This window comes from Nonomuraea sp. NPDC003201, from assembly GCF_053590415.1.
Genome location: NZ_JBSFTC010000026.1, coordinates 42,380 through 67,616, shown reverse-complemented (window position 1 = coordinate 67,616; position 25,237 = coordinate 42,380). Strand labels below are relative to the sequence as shown.

27 protein-coding genes and 2 tRNA genes are annotated in these 25,237 nt (G+C 71.3%); 21 read left to right on the top strand and 8 right to left on the bottom strand.

What is annotated here, in order from left to right; genetic code table 11:
• Positions 1-27 precede the first annotated feature (27 nt).
• Together ACWDX9_RS13370 and ACWDX9_RS13365 are read left to right on the top strand one after the other, a co-directional pair.
• A tRNA-Glu gene (locus ACWDX9_RS13370) sits at positions 28-103 on the top strand.
• 18 nt (positions 104-121) lie between these two features.
• Positions 122-194: transfer RNA gene (locus tag ACWDX9_RS13365), tRNA-Glu, on the top strand.
• 376 nt (positions 195-570) lie between these two features.
• Here ACWDX9_RS13365 and ACWDX9_RS13360 read toward each other — a convergent pair.
• Both ACWDX9_RS13360 and ACWDX9_RS13355 read right to left on the bottom strand, forming a co-directional pair.
• A complete protein-coding gene (locus ACWDX9_RS13360; protein ID WP_449952825.1) occupies positions 571-2,283 on the bottom strand; it encodes a hypothetical protein in 1,713 nt (570 codons plus the stop codon).
• 58 nt (positions 2,284-2,341) lie between these two features.
• A complete protein-coding gene (locus ACWDX9_RS13355) occupies positions 2,342-3,058 on the bottom strand; it encodes an IclR family transcriptional regulator (protein ID WP_350729701.1) in 717 nt (238 codons plus the stop codon).
• A 263-nt stretch (positions 3,059-3,321) separates the two neighbouring features.
• Here ACWDX9_RS13355 and leuC point away from each other — a divergent pair, with 263 nt between their 5' ends.
• The 4 genes from leuC to ACWDX9_RS13335 all read left to right on the top strand — a co-directional run bounded on the left by leuC (position 3,322) and on the right by ACWDX9_RS13335 (position 5,914).
• Positions 3,322-4,707, top strand: coding sequence for a 3-isopropylmalate dehydratase large subunit (leuC, locus tag ACWDX9_RS13350; protein WP_449952822.1), 1,386 nt, complete (start codon positions 3,322-3,324; stop codon positions 4,705-4,707).
• Positions 4,708-4,721: 14 nt separating this feature from the next.
• Positions 4,722-5,309 (top strand): 3-isopropylmalate dehydratase small subunit, encoded by a 588-nt coding sequence (leuD, locus tag ACWDX9_RS13345; RefSeq protein WP_449952819.1) that lies wholly within the window; start codon positions 4,722-4,724, stop codon positions 5,307-5,309.
• The gene (locus ACWDX9_RS13340; RefSeq protein ID WP_355380484.1) at positions 5,288-5,515 is read left to right on the top strand and encodes an SCO5555 family protein; all 228 of its coding nucleotides are present in this window, start codon (positions 5,288-5,290) and stop codon (positions 5,513-5,515) included. The genes leuD and ACWDX9_RS13340 overlap by 22 nt, the downstream gene beginning before the upstream one ends.
• Before the next feature lie 99 nt (positions 5,516-5,614).
• Positions 5,615-5,914 (top strand): HU family DNA-binding protein, encoded by a 300-nt coding sequence (locus ACWDX9_RS13335; RefSeq protein ID WP_350729708.1) that lies wholly within the window; start codon positions 5,615-5,617, stop codon positions 5,912-5,914.
• A 91-nt stretch (positions 5,915-6,005) separates the two neighbouring features.
• Here the strand turns inward: ACWDX9_RS13335 and ACWDX9_RS13330 are convergent, their stop codons facing one another.
• Positions 6,006-6,245 (bottom strand): hypothetical protein, encoded by a 240-nt coding sequence (locus ACWDX9_RS13330; protein ID WP_449908398.1) that lies wholly within the window; start codon positions 6,243-6,245, stop codon positions 6,006-6,008.
• 57 nt (positions 6,246-6,302) lie between these two features.
• Between ACWDX9_RS13330 and ACWDX9_RS13325 the strand changes: the two genes are divergently transcribed.
• Positions 6,303-7,511 (top strand): MFS transporter, encoded by a 1,209-nt coding sequence (locus ACWDX9_RS13325; protein ID WP_449952815.1) that lies wholly within the window; start codon positions 6,303-6,305, stop codon positions 7,509-7,511.
• A 32-nt stretch (positions 7,512-7,543) separates the two neighbouring features.
• On the opposite strand, the gene cofC is transcribed toward ACWDX9_RS13325, so the two are convergent.
• Entirely contained in the window at positions 7,544-8,179 is a 636-nt protein-coding gene (gene cofC, locus ACWDX9_RS13320) for a 2-phospho-L-lactate guanylyltransferase (RefSeq protein WP_350729713.1), read from the bottom strand.
• Between the two features lie 80 nt (positions 8,180-8,259).
• Here cofC and ACWDX9_RS13315 point away from each other — a divergent pair, with 80 nt between their 5' ends.
• The 3 genes from ACWDX9_RS13315 to ACWDX9_RS13305 all read left to right on the top strand — a co-directional run bounded on the left by ACWDX9_RS13315 (position 8,260) and on the right by ACWDX9_RS13305 (position 11,152).
• Positions 8,260-8,970, top strand: coding sequence for a lysophospholipid acyltransferase family protein (locus ACWDX9_RS13315; protein WP_364262563.1), 711 nt, complete (start codon positions 8,260-8,262; stop codon positions 8,968-8,970).
• 4 nt (positions 8,971-8,974) lie between these two features.
• Entirely contained in the window at positions 8,975-9,985 is a 1,011-nt protein-coding gene (locus ACWDX9_RS13310; protein ID WP_350729715.1) for an NAD(P)H-dependent glycerol-3-phosphate dehydrogenase, read from the top strand.
• A gap of 72 nt (positions 9,986-10,057) precedes the next feature.
• Positions 10,058-11,152 carry a D-alanine--D-alanine ligase family protein gene (locus ACWDX9_RS13305; RefSeq protein ID WP_449952812.1) on the top strand — a complete coding sequence of 365 codons (1,095 nt, stop codon included), beginning with the start codon at positions 10,058-10,060 and terminating at the stop codon, positions 11,150-11,152.
• Positions 11,153-11,162: 10 nt separating this feature from the next.
• Here ACWDX9_RS13305 and ACWDX9_RS13300 read toward each other — a convergent pair whose 3' ends face one another.
• A complete protein-coding gene (locus ACWDX9_RS13300) occupies positions 11,163-11,594 on the bottom strand; it encodes a DUF3515 family protein (RefSeq protein WP_449952809.1) in 432 nt (143 codons plus the stop codon).
• A 13-nt stretch (positions 11,595-11,607) separates the two neighbouring features.
• Complete coding sequence (locus ACWDX9_RS13295; RefSeq protein ID WP_106249262.1) at positions 11,608-11,841, bottom strand: Lrp/AsnC family transcriptional regulator; 234 nt, start codon at positions 11,839-11,841, stop codon at positions 11,608-11,610.
• A 47-nt stretch (positions 11,842-11,888) separates the two neighbouring features.
• Here ACWDX9_RS13295 and ACWDX9_RS13290 point away from each other — a divergent pair, with 47 nt between their 5' ends.
• From ACWDX9_RS13290 to thiD, 3 genes are all read left to right on the top strand, one after another.
• Complete coding sequence (locus ACWDX9_RS13290; protein ID WP_449952806.1) at positions 11,889-12,854, top strand: thiamine-phosphate kinase; 966 nt, start codon at positions 11,889-11,891, stop codon at positions 12,852-12,854.
• Between the two features lie 269 nt (positions 12,855-13,123).
• Positions 13,124-14,746 (top strand): hypothetical protein, encoded by a 1,623-nt coding sequence (locus ACWDX9_RS13285; RefSeq protein WP_449952803.1) that lies wholly within the window; start codon positions 13,124-13,126, stop codon positions 14,744-14,746.
• Positions 14,747-14,762: 16 nt separating this feature from the next.
• Positions 14,763-15,557 (top strand): bifunctional hydroxymethylpyrimidine kinase/phosphomethylpyrimidine kinase, encoded by a 795-nt coding sequence (gene thiD, locus ACWDX9_RS13280; RefSeq protein WP_449952800.1) that lies wholly within the window; start codon positions 14,763-14,765, stop codon positions 15,555-15,557.
• Between the two features lie 79 nt (positions 15,558-15,636).
• On the opposite strand, the gene rpmB is transcribed toward thiD, so the two are convergent.
• The gene (gene rpmB / locus ACWDX9_RS13275) at positions 15,637-15,822 is read right to left on the bottom strand and encodes a 50S ribosomal protein L28 (RefSeq protein ID WP_043618345.1); all 186 of its coding nucleotides are present in this window, start codon (positions 15,820-15,822) and stop codon (positions 15,637-15,639) included.
• A 207-nt stretch (positions 15,823-16,029) separates the two neighbouring features.
• Between rpmB and ACWDX9_RS13270 the strand changes: the two genes are divergently transcribed.
• From ACWDX9_RS13270 to mutM, 8 genes are all read left to right on the top strand, one after another.
• A complete protein-coding gene (locus ACWDX9_RS13270; protein WP_449952798.1) occupies positions 16,030-17,577 on the top strand; it encodes a DAK2 domain-containing protein in 1,548 nt (515 codons plus the stop codon).
• A gap of 49 nt (positions 17,578-17,626) precedes the next feature.
• The gene (recG, locus tag ACWDX9_RS13265) at positions 17,627-19,807 is read left to right on the top strand and encodes an ATP-dependent DNA helicase RecG (RefSeq protein WP_449952795.1); all 2,181 of its coding nucleotides are present in this window, start codon (positions 17,627-17,629) and stop codon (positions 19,805-19,807) included.
• Positions 19,808-20,433: 626 nt separating this feature from the next.
• Entirely contained in the window at positions 20,434-21,000 is a 567-nt protein-coding gene (gene rsmD / locus ACWDX9_RS13260; protein ID WP_449952792.1) for a 16S rRNA (guanine(966)-N(2))-methyltransferase RsmD, read from the top strand.
• A gap of 14 nt (positions 21,001-21,014) precedes the next feature.
• Positions 21,015-21,491 carry a pantetheine-phosphate adenylyltransferase gene (gene coaD, locus ACWDX9_RS13255; protein ID WP_364262584.1) on the top strand — a complete coding sequence of 159 codons (477 nt, stop codon included), beginning with the start codon at positions 21,015-21,017 and terminating at the stop codon, positions 21,489-21,491.
• Between the two features lie 53 nt (positions 21,492-21,544).
• Complete coding sequence (locus tag ACWDX9_RS13250; RefSeq protein ID WP_449952838.1) at positions 21,545-22,114, top strand: YceD family protein; 570 nt, start codon at positions 21,545-21,547, stop codon at positions 22,112-22,114.
• Position 22,115: 1 nt separating this feature from the next.
• Complete coding sequence (rpmF, locus tag ACWDX9_RS13245; protein WP_139632166.1) at positions 22,116-22,295, top strand: 50S ribosomal protein L32; 180 nt, start codon at positions 22,116-22,118, stop codon at positions 22,293-22,295.
• A gap of 195 nt (positions 22,296-22,490) precedes the next feature.
• Complete coding sequence (gene rnc / locus ACWDX9_RS13240; RefSeq protein WP_449952789.1) at positions 22,491-23,231, top strand: ribonuclease III; 741 nt, start codon at positions 22,491-22,493, stop codon at positions 23,229-23,231.
• A gap of 37 nt (positions 23,232-23,268) precedes the next feature.
• Positions 23,269-24,114, top strand: coding sequence for a bifunctional DNA-formamidopyrimidine glycosylase/DNA-(apurinic or apyrimidinic site) lyase (gene mutM / locus ACWDX9_RS13235; protein WP_449952786.1), 846 nt, complete (start codon positions 23,269-23,271; stop codon positions 24,112-24,114).
• On the opposite strand, the gene ACWDX9_RS13230 is transcribed toward mutM, so the two are convergent.
• Positions 24,062-25,225 (bottom strand): MFS transporter, encoded by a 1,164-nt coding sequence (locus ACWDX9_RS13230; RefSeq protein ID WP_449952783.1) that lies wholly within the window; start codon positions 25,223-25,225, stop codon positions 24,062-24,064. The two genes, mutM and ACWDX9_RS13230, sit on opposite strands and share 53 nt — an antisense overlap.
• Between the last annotated feature and the right edge of the window lie 12 nt (positions 25,226-25,237).

Below are 25,237 nucleotides of genomic sequence, written 5' to 3'. Positions count from 1 at the left end.
ATCCCGGCACCAGCAGCTTGTGGACAGGGTCCCGTCGTCTAGTGGCCCAGGACGCCGCCCTCTCAAGGCGGTAGCGCCGGTTCGAATCCGGTCGGGACTACCACTGTCACAAGCCCGCGAAGGTCCCGTCGTCTAGTGGCCCAGGACGCCGCCCTCTCAAGGCGGTAGCGCCGGTTCGAATCCGGTCGGGACTACGTCTATCACCCTCGCTCCGGCGCTCACAGCCCGGAGCGTTTCTGTTTTCCAGCCCCGCCTACCGCGCAACCGTCTCCCTGGACCCACCCACGTGCAGCGGCCCGCCGACCCGAGGCGTCCGGCCGCGTATGGTGGCTACCGACCCCAAGCTTCCGGCCCCGTTCGATGGGCGCCCATTGTGGAGTCCGAGGCCCACGGAGCCTGGCCGCGTGCGGTGCTTGCTCGCCCAAGGCCTCCGGCCCTTGCGGCGGGTGGGGCTCGTCGTGAGCGTAAAGGCCCCAGGAGGCCAGGCCGCGTGTGGTGGGTGGCTCGCCTGAGAAGAGAGGGGAGCGGAAAGGCCCCCGCCGAGTGGCGAGGGCCTCCATGGAGCGGTGGTTACACGGAGCGGGCCTTGAAGAGCGCGCGGCGGGCCGCCTTGGCGACCTGCTTGTCCGGGTGGACCTGGGAGATCAGGTCCAGCAGCTCCTCCACGTGCGCGTGCGGAATCCGCCAGATCGCCTCGAGCAGGTTGTTGACCATCTCCGGCCCGATGTCCCGCAGGCTGCTCACGAACTCGGAACGCCCCAGCCCGGCCGAGATCGTCCACATGTCCAGGATCAGCCAGTGGGTGTCGTCCTGGGTGGGCTCGGGAGCCCCCTCGACCTCCAGTTGGCTCAGGTGCGTGGCCGCGTAGGGCCGGAGCGAGCCCTGTTTGAGTGCCGCCTGCCAGGCCGGGATGGCGGCCTCGCCCAGGGTGCCGACCACGCTGGCCGCCTGCACCCTGATCAGCGCGTCGCTCTCGTCCTCGGCGGCAGCCTCCAGCAGCTCCTCGGCCGCCTTGCCCGGCTCCCGGAGCCGCATCCAGGCCGCGAACTCCGCGTCGGCCTCCTCCTCGGGCAGCTCGGCGCTGAGCGCCAGCAGCTCGTGGGCGCTCATGGACTCGATCGCGGGCCGCGCGTCCACTTCGATGTCGGCGTCGTCCACCAGGTGGACGACCCCCTCGGTGCCGAGCGGCGTGAGGCGGATGGCGCTGCCGTCGACCTCGACCATGCCGTACCCGACGAGCCAGTCGATCGCGGGGGCCAGCGGTTCGCCTGCCGCCTCCCACGCGTCCGAGCCCAGCTCGTCGAGGTCGGCGGCGGACTCGGCCAGGTCCTGCGCCAGGTCGTCGAGCTCGCGCGAGCCGCCCGCCAGCAGCAGCCTGACCAGCAGGCCCCGGGTCAGGCCCGCCAGCGCCATCGTGAGGTCTTCGTCGCTCAGCTCCGGGTCGCCGTAGTCGACGGAGTGGAGCCCGAGCATCCAGGCGTCGAGCACGTCCTCGTCGTCGTCGAACGGCCACTCGGAGGTGTCGTCCTGCACCGCGACCGTGTTGCCCTCGCCGGGCTGGAGGAACTCCAGGTCCACGGCCAGGTTCCAGATGTTCCAGAGCTGCGGGACGACCTCGGCGATCGGGCCGTCGGTGTCGGGCCTGGGCAGCCCGACGACCGCCAGCGCCTCCTCCACCTCGGCGTCGGTGAGCAGGGTGTCCTCGCCCACCCGGCGGCCGGAACCCACCCAGAGGGCGAGGTCGCGGGCCTTGGCCACCAGCGGCGCCTGACGGGCCGCCGCGGCGAGCTCCGAGTCGGGCCGCAGCCTGATCGTGTCGAGTTCGGCGAGGTCGTCCGCGAACGGCTCGAAATCGCCCAGGTCGCCGACCTCGTCCTCCCCGTCGTCGTCGCCTTCGGCGTCGTCGAGCAGCTCTTCCATGAGGTCGACGAACTCGTCCTCGACGTCGTCGAGCTCAGCCTGCAGATCGGCGAGGGAGTCCGAGCCCTTGGCCAGCCTGCCGGTCTGGGAGAGGAACGTCAGGTACGCGTCCACGGCCGGGAGCATCCCGTCGGCGGCGGCGTCGGGATCCTCCACGACCTTGGGCATGCGGTCGAGCAGCAGGTTGCGCAGGTCAGCACGCTTCCACGTGCCGAGGTCCTGCGAGAAGGCGAGACGGTGCCACAGTGCGGCGGGCCCCACGAGCTCGGGGTCGCTTCCGGGGGCGTTCGCACGCGCCCACATGATGAACTCTTCGAGCAGGGGTCGCAGCTCAGTGGCGGCTACCTCGATGCGATCTGTCACGCACTCAGGCTAGTGCGCCCACGAGGCACTCGGCTCCCCAAATACCTGCTTTCGCCGATCATGACGTGCGACGCATTGCCTCTGTTATACGTTCGGCCGCCGCCATAACGGGCACCGCGTGGAGCCGGCCCGGCGCCCTCGTGAGCCGTTCGATGGGGCCGGAGACCGACACGGCCGCGATCACCTTGCCGCCGCTGCCCCTTATGGGCGCCGACACGCTGGCCACCCCCTGCTCGCGCTCGCCGACGCTGTGGGCCCAGCCACGGCGTCGTACGGAGGCGAGGGTGGCGGCGCTGAACTTGGCGCCGCGCAGGCCGCGGTGCAGCCGGTCCGGCTCCTCCCACGCCAGCAGTATCTGCGCGGCCGAGCCCGCCGACATGGGCAGCGCGGAGCCCACCGGCACGGTGTCCCGCAGGCCGCTCGCACGTTCGGCGGCCGCGACGCACACGCGCTCGTCGCCCTGCCGGCGATAGAGTTGCGCGCTCTCCCCGGTGAGGTCCCGGAGCTGCATCAGCACGGGGGCGGCCACCGCCAGCAGCCGGTCCTCGCCGGCCGCGGTGGACAACTCGGAAAGCCGGGGACCCAGGACGAACCTGCCCTGTGTGTCACGACTCACAATGCGGTGGTGCTCAAGTGCGACGGCCAGCCGATGGGCCGTGGGGCGGGCCAGACCGGTGGCCTGGACGAGCTGCGCCAGTGAAGCGGGCCCCGCTTCGAGGGCATTGAGTACAAGAACTGCCTTGTCGAGTACTCCGACTCCGCTAGAGTTGTCCATACACCGATACTGCCGTCTCGACATATGAGAAGGCAAGTCGGAGGCAAACTCCCCCGCAAGGGAGCGCCGGTCTCTGGACTGAGGAACAAAGGGAGCGTAGCGACCGGAGTGACGAGGGAAGAGACCGGACCTGAGCGACCGGGCCGCGATGCGAAGCATCGTAGAAGGCACGGAGGGAGCGCTGGTCCCCCGGAGCGGCGACCGGCGGGACCGGGCCTGAGCAAGCGGTGCGATGGCGCACCGCGAACAAACAGGAGGAGATCATGGGCCGCACACTGGCCGAGAAGGTCTGGGAGCAGCACGTAGTCCGGCGTGCCGAGGGCGAACCGGACCTGCTCTATATCGACCTGCACCTCATTCACGAGGTGACCAGCCCGCAGGCGTTCGACGGGCTCCGTCTCGCCGGCCGGAAGGTGCGGCGGCCCGATCTCACGATCGCCACCGAGGACCACAACGTGCCGACCGTGCTCGGCCCGATCTCCGACCCGGTGTCCAAGACGCAGGTCGAGACGCTGCGCAAGAACGCCGCCGAGTTCGGCATCAGGCTCCATCCGATGGGCGACGCCGGTCAGGGTGTGGTGCACATCATCGGCCCGCAGTTCGGGCTGACGCAGCCGGGCATGACGATCGTGTGCGGTGACTCCCACACCTCGACGCACGGCGCGTTCGGCGGCATCGCGTTCGGCATCGGCACCTCCGAGGTCGAGCACGTGCTGGCCACGCAGACGCTGCCCGCGTACCGGCCGAAGACGATGGCGATCGAGGTCTCCGGCGAGCTGCCCGCCGGCGTGACCGCCAAGGACCTGATCCTGGCCATCATCGCCAAGATCGGCACCGGCGGCGGCCAGGGTTACATCGTGGAGTACCGCGGCGAGGCCGTCCGCAAGCTCTCCATGGAGGGCCGCATGACGGTCTGCAACATGTCGATCGAGGCGGGCGCCCGCGCCGGCATGATCGCGCCGGACGAGACCACGTTCGAGTACCTGAAGGGCCGCCCGCACGCGCCCGAGGGCGAGGCGTGGGACCAGGCCGTCGCGTACTGGAAGACGCTGCGCACCGACGACGACGCCGTGTTCGACAAGGTCGTGGAGATCGACGCCACGACGCTGACCCCGTACGTCACGTGGGGCACCAACCCGGGCCAGGGCCTGCCTCTGGGCGAGTCCGTCCCGTCCCCGGAGAGCTTCTCCGACCCGGTCGCCCGCTCGGCCGCCGAGCGGGCGCTGGAGTACATGGGCCTGACCGCCGGCACGCCGCTGCGTGAGATCGAGGTCGACACCGTGTTCGTCGGCTCGTGCACCAACGGCCGCATCGAGGACCTGCGCTCGGCCGCCGAGATCCTGCGCGGCCGCCAGGTGAAGACCCGCACGCTGATCGTCCCCGGCTCGATGCTGGTCAAGCTGCAGGCCGAGCAGGAGGGCCTGCACGAGGTGTTCAAGGCCGCCGGCGCCGAGTGGCGCGAGGCCGGCTGCTCGATGTGCCTGGGCATGAACCCCGACACGCTCCAGCCCGGCGAGCGCAGCGCCTCCACCTCCAACCGCAACTTCGAGGGCCGCCAGGGCAAGGGTGGCCGCACCCACCTGGTGTCGCCGCAGGTCGCCGCCGCGACCGCCGTCACCGGCCGTCTGACCGCGCCCGCCGACCTGTAAGGAGACCTGGACCGATGGAAGCATTCACCACCCACACCGGTACGGCGGTGCCGCTGCGCCGCAGCAACGTCGACACCGACCAGATCATCCCGGCCGTCTGGCTCAAGCAGGTCAGCCGCACCGGGTTCGAGAAGGGCCTGTTCGCGGCCTGGCGCGAGGACCCGACGTTCGTGCTGAACGACCCGTCCTACGAGGGCGGCTCGATCCTCGTCTCCGGCCCCGACTTCGGCACCGGCTCCTCGCGCGAGCACGCGGTCTGGGCGCTGCAGCAGTACGGGTTCCGCGCCGTGATCGCCGCACGCTTCGGCGACATCTTCCGCAACAACTCCACGAAGATGGGCCTGCTGCCGGTCATCCTGCCGGGCGACAAGGTCGAGGCGCTGCAGTCGGCCGTCGAGGCGGACCCGAAGCTCGAGGTCGCCGTCGACCTGGTCGAACGCCAGGTCCGCTGGGCCGATGAGGCCGTGTCGTTCGAGATCGACGACTACACCCGCTGGCGGCTCATGGAGGGCCTCGACGACATCGGGCTGACCCTGCGTCACGCCGACGATGTGGCGGCGTACGAGAATGGTCGGCAGCCATGGCTGCCGACGACCGTCTAGAAGACGACGAACTGGCGCGGCGGTTGCGCGAGGCGCACCGCCGCGTCCGCATGCTTCCAGCGGCCGAGAAGGATCGGCTGGCCCGCCGCTACCTCGCGATTTGCGATCTGGCGAAGCGTGACCCGGAAAGGGCCGCCGCCCGCCTCGATGCCTTTCTGGCCTCTCTCGACACGCCACGTAGTGAGGAAAACGCGCTAGGTGATTGAGTTCACCGGCGATCCCGCCTACTTTCAAGCCCGTAAGGGGTTTCTAGGGCGAACTCATGAGCTGGAACCCCGAGCCGTAACTGGGGGAGCAGGACTTTCATGAACAAGCGAGAACTCGTCGAGGCCATCGCTGATCGGGTTGGCGACAGGAAGACGGCCACCGAGGCCGTGAACGCGGTCATCGACACCATCCAGAAGGCCGTGGCGAGCGGCGACAAGGTCTCGATCACGGGCTTCGGCGCATTCGAGATGGTGAACAAGCCCGCCCGCACGGCCAGGAACCCGTCGACCGGCGCGGAAATCAACGTCCCCGAGAGCTGGGGGCCGAAGTTCCGCCCGGGATCCGACTTCAAGGAACTGGTCAACCAGGGCGGCAAGAAAGCCGGAAAGAAGAAGTAAACCCAGCACGCGCTTCCGCCCGGGCCATCGGCCCGGGCGTTTCGCATTTCGGCCCGCAATCGGCCGGGCCGTGACCCGGCAAAAGGGCCTGTTACTCGGAATCGCCCGCCGGCGGGCGGCCGCGGAAGGCGTCCGGGACCGGGAAGGTCGAGAGCGTGATGTAGGCGATCTCCCCGCCGGACATCCCGATGTTGACCCGCTGGCCCGTGCGCAGCAGCCGCAGCGGCCCCGCGTCGAAGGCGGACGTGCCGAACTCCAGCACGGTCCCGTCGTCGAGGAACACCGTCCCCGAGCGCGTGGCCTCGTCGAAGCTGCGTACCGTTCCCTGCACGCTGATCAGCGTAATTCGTTTGCCCCTTGCCCGGCCAGGCGGCAAAGATCGAGAGACATGGGACGTACGGGCGATTTCTGGCGGTTCGCGTGGGCGAACGCCATCACACAGATGGGCACGCAGGTCACGGTCGTGGCCCTACCCCTGGCGGCGCTCCTCGTCCTGGACGCAGGAGCCCTCCAGCTCGGCCTGCTGTCGGCGGCCGAGACGCTCGCCTTCCTGCTGATCGGGCTGCCCGCGGGCGTGTGGGTGGACCGGTTGCGGCGCCGCCCGATCCTCATCTGGTCCGACGTCGCGCGTGGCGTGGCGCTGCTGTCGGTCCCGGTGGCGGCCTGGCTCGACGTGCTGACGCTGCCGCAGCTGTACGCGGTCGCCCTGGTGCTGGGCGTGGGCACGGTCTTCTTCGACGTCGCCCACATGAGCTTCCTGCCCGCCATCGTGACCAAGGAGCGCCTCGAACGCGGCAACGGCGTCCTGGAGGTCACCAGGAACACCTCGCTGCTCGCGGGACCGGGCGTCGGAGGCTGGGCGGTGGCCGTGTTCACCGCGCCGATCGCGCTGCTCGCCGACGCCGTCAGCTACCTCTTCTCCGCGCTCCTGCTGTCCGGCGTGCGCGCCGAGGAGAGCCCGCGGCGCGGCGAGCGGAGGTTGCGCCAGGAGGTGGCGGAGGGCATCAGGTTCGTCGCGGGAGAGCGGGTGCTGCGCAGGGTCGTGATCGTGGGCGCGCTCGTCATGACCGCCAACGGCATCTCGGCCGTGGGCCTGCCGCTCTACCTGGTCAAGGAGCTGGGGCTCGGCTCCGCCCAGTACGGGCTGCTGCTGTCGGCCGCCGCCGTCGGCTCCCTGGTGGGCGCCGCGCTGGTGGCCCGCGTCACCGCGCGCTTCGGCAGCGGCCCCACCCTGTACGGCTCCGCCGTCCTGGCGGCCGTGCTCTACCTGCCCGCGCTGGCGACCGGCCCCGGTTGGCGGCTGCTGATCTTCCCGGTGGCCTCGTCGCTGTTCGGCGCGGTGACTTCGATCTTCGGTGTGGCCCAGCTCAGCTACCGCCAGCGCATCACGCCCGACCACCTGATGGGCCGGGTCAACGCCAGCATGCGCTTCCTCATGTGGGGCGCCGCCCCGCTGGGCGGGCTGGCCGGCGGCGCGCTGGGGGAGTGGCTCGGCGGCTACGCGGCCTTCGCCGCGGCCGTGGCCCTGATGGGCCTGGCGCACCTGGCGGTGGCGACCTCGCCCGCCATCATGAAGACGTCCGCGACCACTTCATGAGACCTCGGCAGGGAGACCGGAACCCAGCCGTCTCATGAGCCGGGCCACAGCTCGGCGACCACCGCGGCCGTGTGGCGGCCGAGGCCCAGCGCGATCGCCGCGCGCAGGTCGTCGGGCGTGTCCACGTCCCGCCGCACCGAGTCGATCCCCGTCAGGCACAGCTCCTTCGCCCCGCCCGCCAGGTGCTTGGCCCGCGACTCCCCGCCGAACCTCGGCGTGAACGGCATCCCGGGCCGCACCCCGTAGAAGGTCGTCCCGACGTCGAGCGCGTCCGGCACGAAGGACTGGTCGAACTCGGCGGCGGCCTCCAGCGCCGTCCCCAGCTCCGACGACCGCAGGGCGGGCAGGTCCGCCTGGAGCGCCCCCACCGCGTCGCCCGGCGCGACGCGTACGGCATGGGCGGCCCCGGTGCGCAGGGCGGTGTTCAGGCCGCGATCCGGGTCGGGCACCACCTCGGCCCCCAGCGCGCCCAGGGGCCCGGCCGCGGCCGGATCGGCCGTCACCACGATCACCCGGGCGACCCGCGCGCACGAGAGCGCCGCCGCCACCGTGTCACTCGCCACGGCCACGGCCAGCCTGGTCCGGTGCGGGCCCGTGGCCGCCGCCAGCCTCGTCTTCGCCGCGACCAGCGTCTTCACCGGGATGACCAGGGACCAGCGGATGCTCATAGTCTTAAGCATCCCGCCTCGACATCCCGCGCGGCCAACCGGGAGACTTGGGGCGCATTCCGTACGTGTTGGAGGAGACCATGAGCCGCCCCGCGCGACCATCGCGTTTCTGGGAAACCCTGGCAGTCGTCATCGTGAAACCGCTGTCCTGGCTCCTGGTCAAGAGGGACTGGCGTCGTGGGGAGCGCATCCCGCGCACCGGCGGTGTGATCATCGCGACCAATCACCTCTCCTGGGCCGATCCGGTCCTGCTGTCGCACTTCCTCTACAACAACGGGCGCTGGCCGGTAATCCTGGCCAAGTCCGCTCTGTTCAAGGTGCCGTTCCTGGGCAGGGCGGTGACGGGGCTCCTGGCCATCCCCGTCGACCGGGGCAGCGCCGAGGCGGCGAAGTCCCTGCACATCTCGGCCCAGCGGCTCGAGGACGGCGGCGCGATCCTGTTCTACCCCGAGGGCACCTGCACCCGCGATCCGGATCTGTGGCCCATGGTGGGCAAGACGGGCGCGGCCCGGCTGGCGCTGGAGAGCGGCGCGCCGGTCATCCCGGTGGCCCACTGGGGCGCGCATGAGTTGCTGCCGTACGGGGAGAAGAAGCCCAGGCTGTTCCCGCGCAAGACGTTCCGCGTGACGGTGGGCCCGCCGGTGGACCTGTCGAAGTACCAGGGCCGGCCCCTGCAGGCGGAGGTGTTGCGCGCGGCGACGGCCGACATCACGGCCGCGATCACCCAGCAGCTCGCCGAGCTGCGTGGCGAGAAGGCCCCCGAGACTCCCTACGATCCGGCCAAGGAGTGATGGCATGACAAAGGTGGCCGTTTTCGGGACGGGCTCGTGGGGGACCACGTTCGCGACGATCCTGGCCGAGGCAGGCAACGAGGTCACACTCTGGGGGCGCAGGCGGGAGCTGGTCGAGGCGATCGACCGCGACCACGTCAACCCCGACTACCTGCCGGGCCTCCCCCTCCCGGAGAAGCTGCGCGCCACGACCGACCCGGCCCGGGCGCTCGAAGGGGCCGAGTTCGTGGTGCTGGCGGTGCCGTCGCAGCAGCTGCGGCCCAACCTGGCCGCCTGGCGCGAGCACATCCCGCCGAACGCCGTCCTGGTGAGCCTGATGAAGGGCATCGAGCTGGGCACGACGAAGCGGATGAGCGAGGTGATCCGCGAGGTCGCCGAGGTGCCCGAGGAGCGGGTCGCGGTCGTCTCGGGCCCCAACTTGGCCAAGGAGATCGCCGAACGCCAGCCCGCCGCCACCGTCGTCGCCTGCACCGACGAGTCGGTCGCCGCCCGGCTGCAGGCGATCTGCCACCTGCCGCCGTGGTTCCGCCCGTACACCAACCACGACGTGGTCGGCGTCGAGCTGGGCGGCGCGGTGAAGAACGTGATCGCCCTGGCCGTGGGCGTCTCCGCGGGCATGGGCATGGGCGACAACGTCGGCGCCATGCTCATCACCAGGGGGCTGGCCGAGATCTCCCGCCTGGGCGCGGCCCTGGGGGCCGACCAGCACACGTTCGCGGGGCTCGCGGGCATGGGAGACCTCGTGGCGACCTGCACGTCGCCGCTGTCGCGCAACCGCACCTTCGGCGAGAACCTGGGCAGGGGCATGACCCTCGCCGAGGTCGTGGCCGCCACCAAGCAGACCGCCGAGGGCGTGAAGTCCTGCGAGTCCGTGCTGGAGCTGGCCAGGAAGCACGACGTCGAGATGCCGATCACCGAGGTCGTCGTCGGGGTCGTGCACGACGGCATGTCCCCGGCGGAGGCGGGCATGTTGCTCATGTCCCGATCGCCCAAACCGGAGCGGTACGGCGTGTAAGGATGGGAGAAAGTCCTGATTACGGCGTGCTCGGCTCGCTGTGACCCGGACACCCCGGTAGATTCGGACACCATGAGCAAGCCACGCGTCGCCGTTGTTTTCGGAGGCCGCAATTCGGAGCACGCCGTGTCCCTGATGGGCGCGGGCAGTGTGCTGGATGCGATCGACAGGAGCAAGTACGAGGTGATCCCCATCGGGATCGCCCAGGACGGCAGGTGGGTGCTGGCGGCTTCGGACCAGCGGTTCGCCATCGAGTCGGGCGAGCTGCCGGTCGTCGACACCTCGGGCGCGGCGCTGGCGCTGCCGTCCGGTGGGAGTTCGCTGGTGGCGTACGACCCCGGCAGCATCCCCGTGGAGCTCGGCTCGGTGGACGTGGTGTTCCCCGTGATGCACGGCCCGTTCGCCGAGGACGGCACCATCCAGGGGCTGCTCGAGATGGCCGGGGTGCGCTATGTCGGCTCGGGCGTGCTGGCCAGCGCGGTGGGCATGGACAAGGCCCACATGAAGACCGTCATGGCCGCCGCCAGGCTGCCGATCGGCCGGCACGTCGTCGTACGCGACCGCGACTGGCGGCTCGACCGCGACCGCGTGCTGAAGGAGGCGGAGGGGCTCGGCTGGCCGGTGTTCGTCAAGCCCGCCAGGGCCGGGTCCTCGCAGGGCATCTCCAAGGCCCACGACCTGGGCGAGCTGGAGGCGGCCGTGGAGGTCGCCAGGCAGCACGACCCCAAGGTGCTCATCGAGGCCGCCATCGTGGGCCGCGAGATCGAGTGCGCGGTGCTGGAGTCGCTCGGCGACGAGCCCGCGGTCGCGTCGCGGCCCGGCGAGGTGAAGGTCGAGGGCGGGCAGGAGTTCTTCGACTTCGCGGCGAAGTACTACCCGGACCAGATGTCGCTCACCGTGCCCGCCGACCTCCCCGAGGAGGCGGCCGAGCAGTTGCGGGCCATGGCGGTGCGCGCGTTCGAGGCGCTCGACTGCGAGGGGCTCGCGCGGGTCGACTTCTTCTACACGCCCGAGGGCCACCTGATCTTCAACGAGATCAACACCATGCCCGGGTTCACGTCGCTGTCGGTGGCGCCGCAGCTCTGGGCCGCCTCGGGGCTGGACTACCCGGCGCTGGTCGACCGGCTCATCCAGCTCGCGCTGTCGCGCTCGGCGGGCCTGCGTTGAGATCGCGCGATCACTGGGACGGGGGCGAGACCTGGGCGATCGGCTTCGACAGGTCCGCCAGCACCTCGGCGGCCACGTGCTCGCCGCCGACCGTGACCTCCACGTAGGCCGCGTCCGTGACCGCGGTGAACAACGTGGGCCTGTCGGGGTCGGCGAACCAGCCCACCCCGCCGATCTCCTGGAGCTGGTCGGTGGGTGCCATCCTGGCCGGCCTGGGCACGCCACAGCGCAGCGCGATGACCCCGTCGCCCCAGACGGCCACGTACGGCGACTCGGGCGTGGACGCGCCACGCCGGTCGCCGTCGAGCGTCTGGGGCAGCAGCGTCGCCAGCTTGCCGCAGGCCGTCACCGCCTCGCCCGTCGGCTTGGGCGGCTCGACCTGTACGGTGCCGCCGCAACCGGCGAGCGCGAGGAGAACGAGCAGGGCGGCGGCGGCACGCATGCGACGACTACCTTTAAATGTGGACGATCGGACACGTAAGAGTACGCGTGATCCCTTCCACCGCCTGAATCTGTGCCACCACGAGCTTGCCCAGCTCGTCGACGTTGTTGGCCTCCGCGCGCACGATCACGTCGTAGGGCCCCGTCACGTCTTCCGCTTGAGTGACCCCGGGAATCCCGGAAATCTCGCGAGCCACGGCAGCGGCCTTGCCGACCTCGGTCTGGATAAGGATGTAGGCCTGCACCATCACGTCCTCCCGGGCGATTGGATCACGCCGAAGGGCCACCGTACCCTGTGTGCGTCAGGAGGTGCGTCATCACAGTCGGAGATCTCGGCGAATTCGGAGTGATAAATCGGATTACCAGTCGTCTGCCCCAGGGTGCGGCGGTAATGCTCGGTCCGGGGGACGACGCCGCCGTGGTCAGCGCGCCTGACGGCCGGGTCGTGGTCTCAACGGATTTGCTGATCGAGGGTAGACATTTTCGGCGGGATTGGTCCAGCGGTTACGACGTGGGTCGTAAGGCCGCCGCCCAGAACCTCGCCGACGTGGCAGCCATGGGCGCCGTGCCGACGTCCCTCGTGGTCGGGCTGGGCATGCCCGCCGACCTGCCGCTGACATGGCTCGACGAGCTGACGGACGGGTTCCGCGACGAGTGCGCGGTGGTCGGGGCGAGCGTCGCCGGGGGCGACATCACGCGGTGCGACCTGGTGGTCATCGGGGTGACCGCGCTGGGCGACCTGGGCGGGCGGGCTCCCGTGACGCGCTCCGGCGCCCGGCCCGGGCAGGTCGTGGCGGTGACCGGGCGGCTGGGGTACGCCGCCGCCGGGTGGGCGCTGCTGGAGGCGGGCGTGCCGGAGAACCCCGTCCTGGAGGAGGTCGTGGTCGCGCATCGGCGGCCCAGCCCGCCGTACGCGATGGGGCCGGGGGCGGCCGAGCTGGGCGCGAGCGCGATGCTGGACGTCAGCGACGGGCTGCTGCAGGACCTCGGCCACGTCGCCGAGGCCAGCGGCGTGCGCATCGAGCTGGATCCGCGGGCCTTCGCCGTGGGGGAGCCGGTGGCGGTCGCAGCCAAGGAACTCGGGGTCGATCCGCTGGAGTGGGTGCTCACGGGTGGTGAGGATCACGCGCTCGCGGCGGTCTTCCCCGCAGAGGTGAGTTTGCCGCCGTCGTGGCAGGTCGTGGGCCGGGTGGCCGAGGGTGAAGGTGTGCTGGTTCATGGGCGCGAGATCGGCCGGCGCGGGTGGGATCACTTTCGGTGATGACTTGTCCTGATTTGAGTGACAATTTCCGGATTTGTGGTGGGACTCCGGGGATTGCTGTGACAACGGTGTCGCAAAGGTGTTATGAAGATTGGCGGCCACTGTAACCGCGAGAAAGGGCAGCCATGGGCCGCCACGGCACAGGTGGATCCGACGACGGGGATGAACGGGGGAACAACAGCGCATTCTGGGGTCCTGACGAGCAGGCCGAGGCGCCCGGCTGGCCTTCGCTGCCGGACGAACCCGAGGTGACGGGCCAGTGGGCTCCCATGCCGCGGCGCACTGACGGACCGCTTCCGCGCGGACCGCAGTCCGAGCCGTTCGAGACCACCGGTGCCTTCGCGCTGCCCAACAACTCCGACGGCGGCTTCCCCCCGGCCAACGACCCCGTGCATGGCTTCCCGCAGCCGGGTCCTGGGGAGGCCGGGCCGTTCGAGACGACGGGCGCCTTCGCCCGGCCGCCGGAGTGGGGCCCGCCGGGCGACCGCCCTTTTGACGCTCCCGGTCCCTTTGACGGGCCCATGGAGCGCACGGCCTTTTTCGACGGCCCCGACAATCCGGGCGCACCCGCCGGGCGGGGCCCTTTCGACGCGGCGGCTCCCATGGAGGGGCCCGCCGAGCGTACGTCCTTCTTCGGCGGCCCGGACGCTCCGCCCAGCCCTGGAGGGCCGGGCCCGGGCGGTCGAGGCCCCTTTGAGGCGTCTGGCCCCTTTGACGGGCCCATGGAGCGCACGGCCTTCTTCGACGGCCCCGACGTGCCGGGTGGCGCCTTCGGCGGACCACCTCCCGGCGACCGGCCCGGGCCCTTCGACGGGCCGTTCGATGGGCCGTTCGATGGGACCCGTGACCGTACCGGCGCGGTGCCCATGTCGGCCGGCCCGCCCGAGCCCGGGGACGTCAAGGTGGCCGGGGAGCCCACGGCCGTGCAGGCGCCCGCCTGGGCGAACGCCGAGACCGGCTTCCTCGCCTCCGACTGGGCGGCCGACCCCGGCCTCGACGGGCCGGACGAGCCCAAGGGCCGCCGCGGGCGCCGTAAGGGCGGACGCGGCGGCGGTGACGACGTGCTCACCGCGCCCCCGTCGTCGGGTGGCGGCAAGGGCAAGGTCGCGCTGCTGTCGGTCGCGGCGGTCGCCGTCGTGCTCGGCGGCACCGTGGCGGGCGTCAAGTTCATGAGCTCGTCGGGGACGCCCGACAAGTGCGCGGGCGCGACCTGCGCCGCCGTCCAGGCGACGAACAACCAGCCGGGTCCCGCGGCCTCCCAGCCGACAGAAGAGGAGACCACGCCGGAGGAGGAGCCGTCCGAGGAGGAGTCTGCGGACGAGCCGACGGCGTCCCGGACCCCGGGGCCGACGGCCTCGTACAGCGCCCGTACACCCCCGCGCCGCACCGCCTCCGCGACGCCGACGCCCACCAAGACCAAGGTGAAGACGTCCGCGAAGCCGACGAAGGAGCCGACGCCGCCCGTCGAGGAGCTCGCCACCGAGGCGCCGACCGAGGAGCCTTCGACGCTGGACGACTCCGACACCGGCGGGGGGACCAGCGGCGGCAGCACCCCGCTCCCGACCAGCACGAACACGTTCGGGTCCGGCCAGGGTGGCGCGATGAACATCAAGCAGACCATCAAGCAGCGCCTGCTCAGCTACCAGGCCGACATGACGCTCTCGAACACCTCTCGGGAGACGCTGGAGAACCCGACGGTCTCCGTCCCGGTCGAGGGCAAGGTCATGGCCGTGACCGGCGCCCAATGGACGCAGGACGGCGATCTGCTGATCCTCGACCTGTCGGCGTCGCTGTCGGCCGGTGACGCGGTGGACGTCTCGTTCACCGCCACGGGCGAGGGCCAGAAGGCCGCCAACTGCGGGCTGGTCAGCGGGGACTGCGCCATCAGCTGAGTGGTTGGATGGGGACATGACGGTTTCGACCCCTCCACGCGTGCTGACCGTCGCCGGCTCCGACTCCGGGGGCGGCGCGGGCATCCAGGCCGACCTGAAGACCATGCTGGCCATGGGCGTCCACGGCATGAGCGTCATCGCCGCGGTGACGGCTCAGAACTCCCTGGGCGTCCAGGGCTACTGGGAGCTGCCGCCCGAGGCCGTACGCGCGCAGCTCGACTCGGTCCTGGGCGACATCGGCGCCCAGGCGGTGAAGACCGGCATGCTGGCCTCCCCAGCGCTGGTCGAGGTCGTGGCCGACGCGCTCGGCTCGTACGCCGCGCCGGTGATCGTGGACCCCGTGGGGGTGTCGAAGCACGGCGACTCGCTGCTCGCGCCCGAGGCCGTCGACACGCTGCGGACGCGGCTGCTGCCCGTGGCCACCGTGGTGACGCCGAACCTGTGGGAGGTGGAGCAGCTCACCTCCGTCAAGGTGGAGGACGAGGGCGGGCTGCGGGCGGCGGCCGAGGCCGTTCTGGAGCTCGGGCCCAGGTGGGCGCTGATCAAGGGCGGCCATCTGCCGGGCGCGCCCGTGGACCTGCTCACGGACGGCACGGCCGAATACCGCTTCGCCGCCGAGCGCCTCGACAACCGCCACACCCACGGCACGGGCTGCACGCTGGCCTCGGCGATCGCCTCCCGGCTCGCGCTGGGCGACGACGTGCCGGAGGCGGTGGGGAAGGCGAAGGAGTACGTGACGGGCGCGATCGCGCGCGGTTTCCCCCTGGGAAGCGGCATCGGCCCGGTGGACCACGCCTGGCGCTGGCGCTGACGCCCGGGCCTCAGGGGCCGGAAAACACGTAAGCCCGCGGCTCCCTCGGGAGCTACGGGCTTACGCGAAAGTGTGGGACCTAGCGGGTGACCTTGCCCGCCTTGATGCACGAGGTGCACACGTTGAGCTTCTTCGGCGTGCCGCCGACGACCGCGCGGACCGTCTGGATGTTGGGGTTCCAACGACGACGGGTACGGCGGTGGGAGTGGGACACGTTGTTGCCGAAGGTCGGGCCCTTGCGGCAGACATCGCAGACGGAAGCCACGGTTCGCTCCTTAAAACAGTCGATGTAGCCCTGTCCGCGGATGCTTTCCGGGCGGAGGGCATGCCGGGACAACCGGCCAGCCAGACGAGAATATCCGATCCACACCGATGGGCGCGAACTGGAACGCTGGACCGGCGGTCCGGCGGCGATATTCTCCATCGACAACCGTAGCGCATCCGGGCCACGCCGGGAGCCGGGAGGGTGCAGATGAAGATCCTCGACCCGCCGGCGGTGCGCCGCTGGGCCCGCCTGGCCGCCGACGCGCTCGGCCGGGCCAGGACCGAGATCGACGCGCTGAACGTGTTCCCCGTGGCCGACGGCGACACCGGCACCAACCTGCACCTGACCATGCTGTCCGCGGCCGAGGCCGTCGAGTCGCTGCCCGACGACGTTGACGGGGCCGTGGTGTGGCAGACGCTCTCGTACGGCGCGCTCGTCGGGGCCCGCGGCAACTCCGGCGTGATCGTCAGCCAGGCGTTACGCGGCCTCGCCGAGGTGCTGAAGGACGGCTCCGACCTGCGGGCCGGGCTGCTCAGGGCCGCCGTGCTGGCCAGGGAGGCGGTGGCCAGGCCGGTGGAGGGCACGGTGCTGAGCGTGCTGGAGTCGGCCGCGCGAGCCGTACAGGACGTGGACGGGGGCGATCTGCGGGCGGTGGCGCGGCAGGCGGCGGGTGAGGCCCGCGCCGCGCTGCGCCGTACGCCGTCCCAGCTGGACGTGCTGGCCCGCAGCGGCGTCGTGGACGCGGGCGGCGCGGGCGCGGCGATCGTGCTGGAGACCCTGGCCTCCGTGATCACCGACTCCTACAGCGATCACTACGACGTGCCCGCGCCGACCTCGCGCGTCGCGCCGATGGCCGAGGTGGGGGCGGGGTACGAGGTGATGTACCTGCTGGACGCCGACGACGCCGCGGTGGCCGTGCTGCGCGAGGAGCTCGACGCCATGGGCGACTCGCTGGTCGTGGTCGGCGGCGGCGGGCTGTGGAACGTGCACGTCCACGTGGCCGAGGCCGGTCCCGCCGTGGAGGCCGGGGTGCGGGCCGGGCGGCCGCACCGGATCAGGATCACGTACCTGGCCGAACGCATCCACCGCGGCAGCGCGGGCCGGGGCGTGGTGGCGGTGGCCGCGGGGGACGGGATCGCGGCGCTGTTCGAGGAGTGCGGCGCGGTCGTGGTACGCCGCGAGCCAGGCACCCGGCCCACCCTGCCTGCCATGCTGGCCGCGATCAGGCAGGCGGGCAGCGAGGTCGCGGTCCTGCCGAACGACGAGGGCGTCAGGTCGGTCGCCGCCGCGGCCGCGGAGATCGCCCGCGAGGACGGGGCCGTGGTCAGCGTGCTGCCGACGAAGGCGACCGTGCAGGGGCTGGCGGCGCTGGCCGTACACGATCCGCTGCGCCGCTTCGACGACGACGTGGTGGCGATGACGGACGCGGCCGGGCACACGCGGTACGGACACGTGACGGTGGCGGACCGCGAGGCGATGACCAGCGCGGGCCTGTGCCGCCCCGGGGACGTGCTCGGCATGATCGACGGGGACGTCGCGGTGATCGGCGGCTCGCTCGACCGCGTGGCCACCGTGGTCGTGGACCGGATGGTGGCCGGCGGCGGCGAGCTGGTGACCTTGGTCACGGGCGCGCAGGCGCCGCCGGGTCTCGCCGCGCGGCTGGAGGAGCAGCTGCGCGGTACGCGGCCCGACGTGGATCTGGTCGTGTACGACGGCGAGCAGGGCGGCTATCCGCTCCTGATCGGCGTGGAGTGACACCGATGAACGGGATTCCTGTCGGGCCGACGCGGTAGAACTTAATGCCGTGAGCCGTTTCGACGAGCCTCTGACGAAGGCGCTCGACCCGAAGACCGCCAAGTTGCTGCACAGCGTGCTCGACCTGGAGACGGTCGGCGACCTGCTGCGCCACTATCCCCGGCGTTACGCCGAGCGCGGCGAGCTGACCACGCTCGACGCGCTGGAGGTCGACGAGCACGTCACCGTGGTCGGCGAGGTGACCAGGCTCATGCGCAAGCCCATGCGCAACCGCGGCGGCACCTGGCTGGAGGTCGAGGTCGTCGACGGCAACGGCAACAGGCTCTACCTGTCGTTCTTCGGCAAGGGCTCCCACGTGGCCGAGTCGCGGCTCAAGCCCGGGCAGCGGGGCATGTTCGCGGGCAAGGTGGGGCTGTTCGGGGCGCGGTCGAAGCCGCGCTGGCAGCTCGCGCACCCGGAGTTCGAGCTGTTCGAGGAGGGCGAGGCGAACGCGGAGGAGTTCGCGGCGGCGCCGGTGCCGATCTATCCCGCGGGCAAGGACGTCACGCCGTGGGCGATCAGGCGCGCGGTCGGCGTCGTGCTCGACACGCTGGGCCCGCTCGACGACCCGCTGCCCGCCGAGTTGCGGGCCCGCCACGGGCTGCAGGATCTGGGCGAGGCGCTGGCGGGCATCCACCGGCCGAAGGACTTCGCCGAGGTGGGGCGGGCGCGCAAGCGGCTGAAGTTCGACGAGGCGTTCGTGCTGCAGGCCGTGCTGCTGCGGCGGCGCCGGGCCGCCACCGCGCTGCCCGCCAAACCCAGGCCCAGGCGCGGCGACGGCCTGCTGAGCGACTTCGACGGGCGGCTGCCGTTCTCGCTGACGGAGGGGCAGGCGCAGGTCGGCGAGGAGATCGCCGCCGACCTCGCGCTCGAGCACCCGATGCACCGGCTGCTGCAGGGCGAGGTCGGCGCGGGCAAGACGGTGGTGGCGTTGCGGGCGATGCTCCAGGTGGTCGACGCGGGCGGCCAGGCGGCGCTGCTGGCCCCCACGGAGGTGCTGGCCCAGCAGCACCATCGCTCGATCACCGGCATGCTCGGGGATCTGGCGCAGGGGGGCATGTTCGGGGGCACGTCGGTCACGCTGCTGACCGGCTCCATGGGCGCCGCGGCCCGCCGCGCGGCCCTGCTGGACGCGGCCTCGGGCACGGCGGGGATCGTCGTGGGCACGCACGCGCTGCTGCAGGAGCACGTGCAGTTCGCCGACCTGGGGCTGGTCGTGGTGGACGAGCAGCACCGGTTCGGGGTGGAGCAGCGCGACGCCCTGCGCGAGAAGGCGGCCGGCGGCCGTCCGCACGTGCTGGTCATGACGGCCACGCCGATCCCGCGCACGGTCGCCATGACCGTCTTCGGCGACCTGGAGATCTCGACGCTGTCCCAGCTCCCGTCGGGCCGCGCCCCCATCACCACGCACGTCGTCCCGGCCGCCGAGAAGCCCCACTACCTCGAACGCACCTGGCAGCGGGTGCGGGAGGAGGTGGCGCTGGGGCGGCAGGCGTACATCGTGTGCCCGCGCATCGGCGACCTGGAGGGCGACGAGGGCGACCTGGCGGCCGCGGCGAGCGGTGACGACGACCGCCGGCCGCCGCTGGCGGTCCTTGACGTGGCCGAGCTCCTGAAGAGCGGCCCCTTCCACGACCTGCGGGTCGGCACGCTCCACGGCAAGCTCCCGCCGGAGGAGAAGGACGCGATCATGCGCTCCTTCACGCGGGGCGAGCTCGACGTCCTGGTGGCCACCACCGTCATCGAGGTCGGGGTCGACGTCCCCAACTCCTCCGTCATGATCATCATGGACGCCGACCGCTTCGGCGTCTCCCAGCTCCACCAGCTCCGCGGCCGCGTCGGCCGCGGCGGCCTCCCGGGGCTGTGCCTCCTGGTCTCCGACTTCTCCGAGGGCACGCCCGCCCGCGCCCGCCTCGACGCGGTCGCCACCACCCTGGACGGCTTCGAGCTGTCGCGCGTGGACCTGGAGCAACGGCGGGAGGGCGACGTCCTGGGGGCGGCGCAGTCGGGCAAGCGGTCGTCGCTGAAGCTGCTGCAGCTCCTGCGGGACGAGGACGTGATCGCCACGGCCCGCGACGAGGCCGCCGCCCTCCTGGAGGAGGACCCGGACCTGACGTCGTACGAGGGGTTGCGGGCGGAGATCGCCCGGCTGCTGGCGGACGAACGCGCGGAGTACTTGGAGAAGACCTGACCCCTATGGCCGTCGGGCGGGGGCAGCGTGTAGCGCTCACGGCGTCCGGGACGTGGGGCGCTTACGGTCGTCCGGGGCGCGCGGCCCTTACGGTCATCCGGCGGCGCGCAGGGGGCTTCGGGCACCTGCGCGGCGCGCCCACGCGGTCCTTGGTGGCGCGCCGGTGTGGCGGTTGCGGCCGTCCGGCGGCGCGCTGAGGATTTGGGCGCCGGTGCGGCGGGATGGTGTGCGGTGGTGCTCGGCGCAATGCGTGCGGCGGGACGGGGCCGTTGGCGGTGAGCGGCGTGTGGCGCTTCGCCCGCGCGGTCCTGGGTGCCGGTGTGGTGCGGCGGCGTGTGGGGCTTCGGTGGCGCGATGGGCAGCCTGCCGGCAGTGGAAAAGCCCAGCCGCGGGGACGGCCTCCCCCCGAATGCCGTCCCCGGCTGGGCCCACCCTCGGGTCAGGTGCCGAGGGAACCGGCGTGCGGAAGGGCTCACGATCACGCCGGTCGGCCTTCATGTGGGTCACCTTGAAGGCCGCAGAACTCATCATGCGGGCCCGTCGCGCCGATGTGAATCACCCTTGCGCACTCGAGGCAGACACTTGTCCACTCTTGACCTGCGCGAACATGCGGAACAATGGGTCACATGACGCGGATCATCGCAGGCAGCGCAGGTGGCAGGCGGTTGGCGGTGCCGCCGGGGCGGGGGACGAGACCGACCAGCGACAGGGCCAGAGAAGGGATCTTCTTGACGCTCGACTCCCTGTACGGCCTCACCGGCGCCCGCCTGCTCGACCTGTACGCCGGGTCCGGCGCGATCGGCCTGGAGGCGCTGTCCAGGGGCGCCAAGGAGGCCGTGCTGGTGGAGTCCGACCCCAAGGCCGTCAGGACGATCAAGGCGAACGTCCAGTCGCTGGGCCTCGACGGCGCCAGGGTGATCGCGGACAAGGTCGAGCGCCTGCTCGGCAACCCGCCCGCCGAGCCGTACGACATCGTCTTCGCCGACCCGCCCTACGCCGTGTCCGACGAGGAGGTCCGGCGGACGCTGGAGTCGCTGCGCGACAACGGCTGGTTGCTGGATGAGGCTTTGGTGGCATTCGAGAGGGAAAGCAGGGGAAAGGCACTGATGTGGCCGGAAGGCTACGTTGAGGAGAGGGTCCGTCGTTATGGCGAAGCATCCGTTTGGTACGGTCGCGCCGCCGGGAACCCGTAGACCTGGGAGGCGTCTTGCGCCGCGTAGTCTGCCCGGGGTCGTTCGACCCCATCACCAATGGCCACCTCGACATCATCGGCCGGTCCGCCCGGCTCTATGACGAGGTGACCGTGGCAGTCCTCATCAACGTCGAGAAAAGCAGCCTGTTCACGGTGGACGAACGAATTGAGGTCCTGCAGACCGTGACCAAGGAATATCCGAACGTCAAGGTGCGGAAATTCCACGGACTGCTGGTCGACTTCTGCAGGCAGAACGACATCCCCGCCATCGTCAAAGGCATCAGGGTGGTCAGCGACTTCGACTACGAGTTGCAGATGGCGCAGCTCAACTACCGCCTGTCGGGGGTCGAGACGCTGTTCATGCCCACGAACCCCGAATACTCGTTCCTGTCCTCCAGCAGGGTGAAGGAGATCGCCAGGTATGGTGGGGACGTCTCGGGCCTCGTGCCCGATCTCGTGCACAAGCTGCTCATCGAGCGGCTCAGGGGCTGAGCGCGACCTGCTATCCTTTCATTTCGGCCTTGTACGACGGCGATCGTCTCGCCATGCCTAGCGAGAGCAGGATGACTCAGCACCTCGACCCCCGCTCCCCGTGGGTGATCTCAACCCATGACCTGGGAAAGCGGCCGGGCACGATGCGGCAGATGACTCTGACCCTCCCGGCACCGGCGGATCTCGGCGTCGACATGATCGGTGTCCCCAAAGACGCCGAAGTCGAGCTGGACCTCCGGCTCGAAGCAGTGATGGAAGGCGTGCTCGTGTCGGGCACGGCGCAGGCCCCGCTCGCCGGGGAGTGCGCCCGCTGTCTCGACCCCGTCACCTCGGACATCGAGGTTGACCTGCAGGAGCTGTTCTTCTACTCCGACGAGGACGCCTCGGACGAGGATTCGCTGCTCGACGGTGAGCTGCTCGACCTCGAGCCGACGTTCCGCGACGCGGTGGTGCTCGCACTGCCGTTGAGCCCCGTCTGCCGTGAGGACTGCGAAGGGCTCTGCACGGAGTGTGGGATCAAGCTGGCCGAGGCCGGCGAGGATCACCGGCACGACAAGATCGATGCCCGCTGGGCGTCGTTGCAAGGTCTGATTACCGACAAAGATAACGATCAGGAGAAGTGACGTGGCCGTCCCGAAGCGAAAGATGTCGCGGAGTAACACCCGCCACCGTCGCTCCCAGTGGAAGACGACTGCTGTCGCCCTGGTGAGCTGCCCGCAGTGCCGTTCGCCCAAGCAGCCGCACATCGCGTGCCCCACCTGCGGCACCTACAACCGGCGTCAGGTCATCGAGCCTTCCGCCTGATCCGTCAGCAGTTGACGTGATGCCGACCGGGTGCGATGGTGCCTCGGTCGGCGTTACCGTCTCAGATGCGTGCGGCGGCGGTTCGCCCGCGGCCGTGGTGGACGCCGGGGCTACGCGTTACCCCGACGCCCACCACGTTTTCGGGCATCTTCCGCAGTCGCCACACCATGCGAAGATGTCCGAGGAGGAAAGCACGTGGGCACAGGTCCTAAGCCGGTGGCCGTAGAGGTCGCCCGAGACGAGCTGCAGCGGGTCCTGGCGGTCGGCCTCGACTCCGACATCCTGGAGCGGGCGCTGACGCACCGCTCCTACGCCTACGAGAACGGCGGCCTGCCCACCAACGAGCGCCTGGAGTTCCTGGGCGACTCGGTGCTGGGCCTGGTGGTCACCGACACCCTCTACCGCAACCACCCCGACCTCCCCGAGGGCCAGCTGGCGAAGCTGCGCGCCGCGGTGGTCAACATGCGCGCGCTGGCCGACGTGGCCCGCAACCTGGGCCTGGGCCGGTTCCTTCGGCTCGGCAGGGGCGAGGAGGGCACCGGCGGGCGCGACAAGTCGTCCATCCTGGCCGACACCCTCGAGGCGCTGATCGGCGCGATCTACGTCGACAAGGGGCTCGACGAGGCGTTCCGGGTGGTGCACCTGCTGTTCGACCCGCTGATCGTCCGTTCGGCCTCGCTCGGCGCCGGGCTCGACTGGAAGACCTCCCTGCAGGAGCTGACGGCCTCCGAGGCGCTCGGCGTGCCCGAGTACCACGTCGAGGAGAGCGGCCCCGACCACGCCAAGTCGTTCACGGCGATGGTGCGGGTCGGCGGCGAGTCGTACGGTTCGGGCACCGGGCGCAGCAAGAAGGAGGCCGAGCAGCAGGCGGCCGAGGCGGCCTGGACCCGGATCAGGGCCCGGCGCGAGCAGCGCGAGAGCCAGCCCGCGGGCTGAACGCCCGCCCGGGGCGAGCCACACGAAAGGGTCTGAGGTGCCTGAGCTACCGGAGGTCGAGGTCGTCAGGCGCGGCCTCGCGCAGTGGGTCACCGGGCGCGAGATCGCCTCGGCGGAGGTGCTGCACCCCCGCGCCATCAGGCGGCACGCGCCAGGAGCCGACGAGTTCGCCGCGCGCCTGAAGGGCCGCGCGGTGCTGTCCGCCGAGCGGCGCGGCAAATACCTGTGGCTCCCGCTGTCGGGCGCCGAGGAGGCCCTCCTGGCCCACCTGGGGATGAGCGGCCAGCTGCTGGTCGTCGAGCCCGACTCGCCGCCGGAGAAGCACCTGCGGGTACGCCTCCGCTTCGAGGACGGCGGCCCCGACCTGCGCTTCGTCGACCAGCGGACGTTCGGTCACGTCATGCTGACCGGCCTGGCCGAGGGCGTCCCCGAGCCGATCGCCCACATCGCCCCCGACCCGTTCGAGCCGGTGTTCGACGACGCGGAGTTCGCCCGCCGGCTCAGGGCCAGGCACACGGAGATCAAGCGCGCGCTGCTCGACCAGTCGCTGATCAGCGGCGTCGGCAACATCTACGCCGACGAGGCCCTGTGGATCGCCCGCCTGCACTGGGCCCGGCAGACGCAGACGCTCCCGCGTCCCAGGATCGCCGAGCTGCTGGCCGGGGTCCGCGCCGTCATGTCCTCCGCGCTGCAGCAGGGCGGCACCTCGTTCGACAGCCTGTACGTCAACGTCAACGGCGAGAGCGGCTACTTCGAGCGCTCGCTGGAGGTCTACGGCCGGCGCGACCTGCCCTGCTCCCGCTGCGGCACCGCGATCAGGCGCGAGCCGTTCATGAACCGCTCGTCCTACTCCTGCCCCAGATGCCAGCGACGGCCGCGGTGAGAACGGCGAGCCCGGAGCCCAGCCACATCACCGCGGAGATCGAGACGCCGTCCACGACCCGGCCGCCGGCGAACGCGCCGAGCGCGATGGAGACGTTGAAGGCGCCGACGAAGAGCGCCGTGCCGAGCTCCCCGCCGCCCGCGCGCATGATCCACAGCTGCAGGGTCACCCCGACGCCTCCGTAACCGAAGCCCCACACCAGCAGCACGACCAGCGGCAGGCCGATCGAGGCCAGGGCCGCCGTGGCGAGCGCGATGAGGGCGGCCAGAGCGATCAGGACCGGCTTGGGGTTTCTGGCCGCCCATGCCCCGGCGGCGAAGTTGCCCGCCACGCCCGCGGCGCCGTACAGGAGCAGGAGCGTGCTGACGAGGGTGGGGCCGGCGTGCGAGACCTGCTCCAGGAACGGCCGGACGTAGGTGTAGGCCGCGAAGTGGCCGGACACGACGAGCACGGTCAGGACGAGGACGGTCCTGAGCGGCCCCGAGAGCCATCCGCGCCGGGATCCCGCGGTCCGGGCAGGGGGCTCGCCCGGAAGGGACGGCAGGGTCGCGTACAGGACGGCGGTCAGGGCCAGCGCCACCACCCCCATCGCGACGAACGCGCTGCGCCACCCCGCGAACGACGACACGAACGTCGCCGCGGGCACCCCCAGCACCGACGCCACGGACACCCCGGCCAGGATGATCGACGTGGCCCGCCCGACGGACCGTTCCGGCACCAGCCGCGTCCCGAGGCCGGCCGCGAACGCCCAGAACCCGCCGATGCTCACCCCCGTCAGCACCCGGGCGGCCAGGATGACGGGATAGCCCGGCGCGAACGCGCCCACCAGGTTGGCCACCCCCAGCAGCGCCATGAGCACGATCAAGATCACCCGCCGGTCCAGCCGGCGGGCGGTGAACGCCAGCACCGGTGCGGACACGGCCGCGACCAGCCCAGGAGCCGACATCATCAGCCCGGCCGTCCCGTCGGACACCCCAAGGGTGGCGGCGATCGAGGTCAGCAGGCCGACGGGCAGCATCTCGCTGGTCACGACGGTGAAGGTGCCCACCGCCACCGACGACACGGCGAGCCAGCGCGCCCGGATGGCGGGGGAGACATCAGTAGTGGTCATGCCCCTCAGCCT

What these genes read in the sequence shown, in the direction of transcription:
- ACWDX9_RS13355 (WP_350729701.1), bottom strand. Translation starts at nt 3,058, where the DNA reads ATGGACAACTCTAGCGGAGTCGGAGTACTCGACAAGGCAGTTCTTGTA.
- leuC (WP_449952822.1), top strand. Translation starts at nt 3,322, where the DNA reads ATGGGCCGCACACTGGCCGAGAAGGTCTGGGAGCAGCACGTAGTCCGG.
- leuD (WP_449952819.1), top strand. Translation starts at nt 4,722, where the DNA reads ATGGAAGCATTCACCACCCACACCGGTACGGCGGTGCCGCTGCGCCGC.
- ACWDX9_RS13340 (WP_355380484.1), top strand. Translation starts at nt 5,288, where the DNA reads ATGGCTGCCGACGACCGTCTAGAAGACGACGAACTGGCGCGGCGGTTG.
- ACWDX9_RS13335 (WP_350729708.1), top strand. Translation starts at nt 5,615, where the DNA reads ATGAACAAGCGAGAACTCGTCGAGGCCATCGCTGATCGGGTTGGCGAC.
- ACWDX9_RS13325 (WP_449952815.1), top strand. Translation starts at nt 6,303, where the DNA reads ATGGGACGTACGGGCGATTTCTGGCGGTTCGCGTGGGCGAACGCCATC.
- cofC (WP_350729713.1), bottom strand. Translation starts at nt 8,179, where the DNA reads ATGAGCATCCGCTGGTCCCTGGTCATCCCGGTGAAGACGCTGGTCGCG.
- ACWDX9_RS13315 (WP_364262563.1), top strand. Translation starts at nt 8,260, where the DNA reads ATGAGCCGCCCCGCGCGACCATCGCGTTTCTGGGAAACCCTGGCAGTC.
- ACWDX9_RS13310 (WP_350729715.1), top strand. Translation starts at nt 8,975, where the DNA reads ATGACAAAGGTGGCCGTTTTCGGGACGGGCTCGTGGGGGACCACGTTC.
- ACWDX9_RS13305 (WP_449952812.1), top strand. Translation starts at nt 10,058, where the DNA reads ATGAGCAAGCCACGCGTCGCCGTTGTTTTCGGAGGCCGCAATTCGGAG.
- ACWDX9_RS13300 (WP_449952809.1), bottom strand. Translation starts at nt 11,594, where the DNA reads ATGCGTGCCGCCGCCGCCCTGCTCGTTCTCCTCGCGCTCGCCGGTTGC.
- ACWDX9_RS13295 (WP_106249262.1), bottom strand. Translation starts at nt 11,841, where the DNA reads ATGGTGCAGGCCTACATCCTTATCCAGACCGAGGTCGGCAAGGCCGCT.
- ACWDX9_RS13285 (WP_449952803.1), top strand. Translation starts at nt 13,124, where the DNA reads ATGCCGCGGCGCACTGACGGACCGCTTCCGCGCGGACCGCAGTCCGAG.
- thiD (WP_449952800.1), top strand. Translation starts at nt 14,763, where the DNA reads ATGACGGTTTCGACCCCTCCACGCGTGCTGACCGTCGCCGGCTCCGAC.
- ACWDX9_RS13270 (WP_449952798.1), top strand. Translation starts at nt 16,030, where the DNA reads ATGAAGATCCTCGACCCGCCGGCGGTGCGCCGCTGGGCCCGCCTGGCC.
- rsmD (WP_449952792.1), top strand. Translation starts at nt 20,434, where the DNA reads ATGACGCGGATCATCGCAGGCAGCGCAGGTGGCAGGCGGTTGGCGGTG.
- ACWDX9_RS13250 (WP_449952838.1), top strand. Translation starts at nt 21,545, where the DNA reads ATGCCTAGCGAGAGCAGGATGACTCAGCACCTCGACCCCCGCTCCCCG.
- ACWDX9_RS13230 (WP_449952783.1), bottom strand. Translation starts at nt 25,225, where the DNA reads ATGACCACTACTGATGTCTCCCCCGCCATCCGGGCGCGCTGGCTCGCC.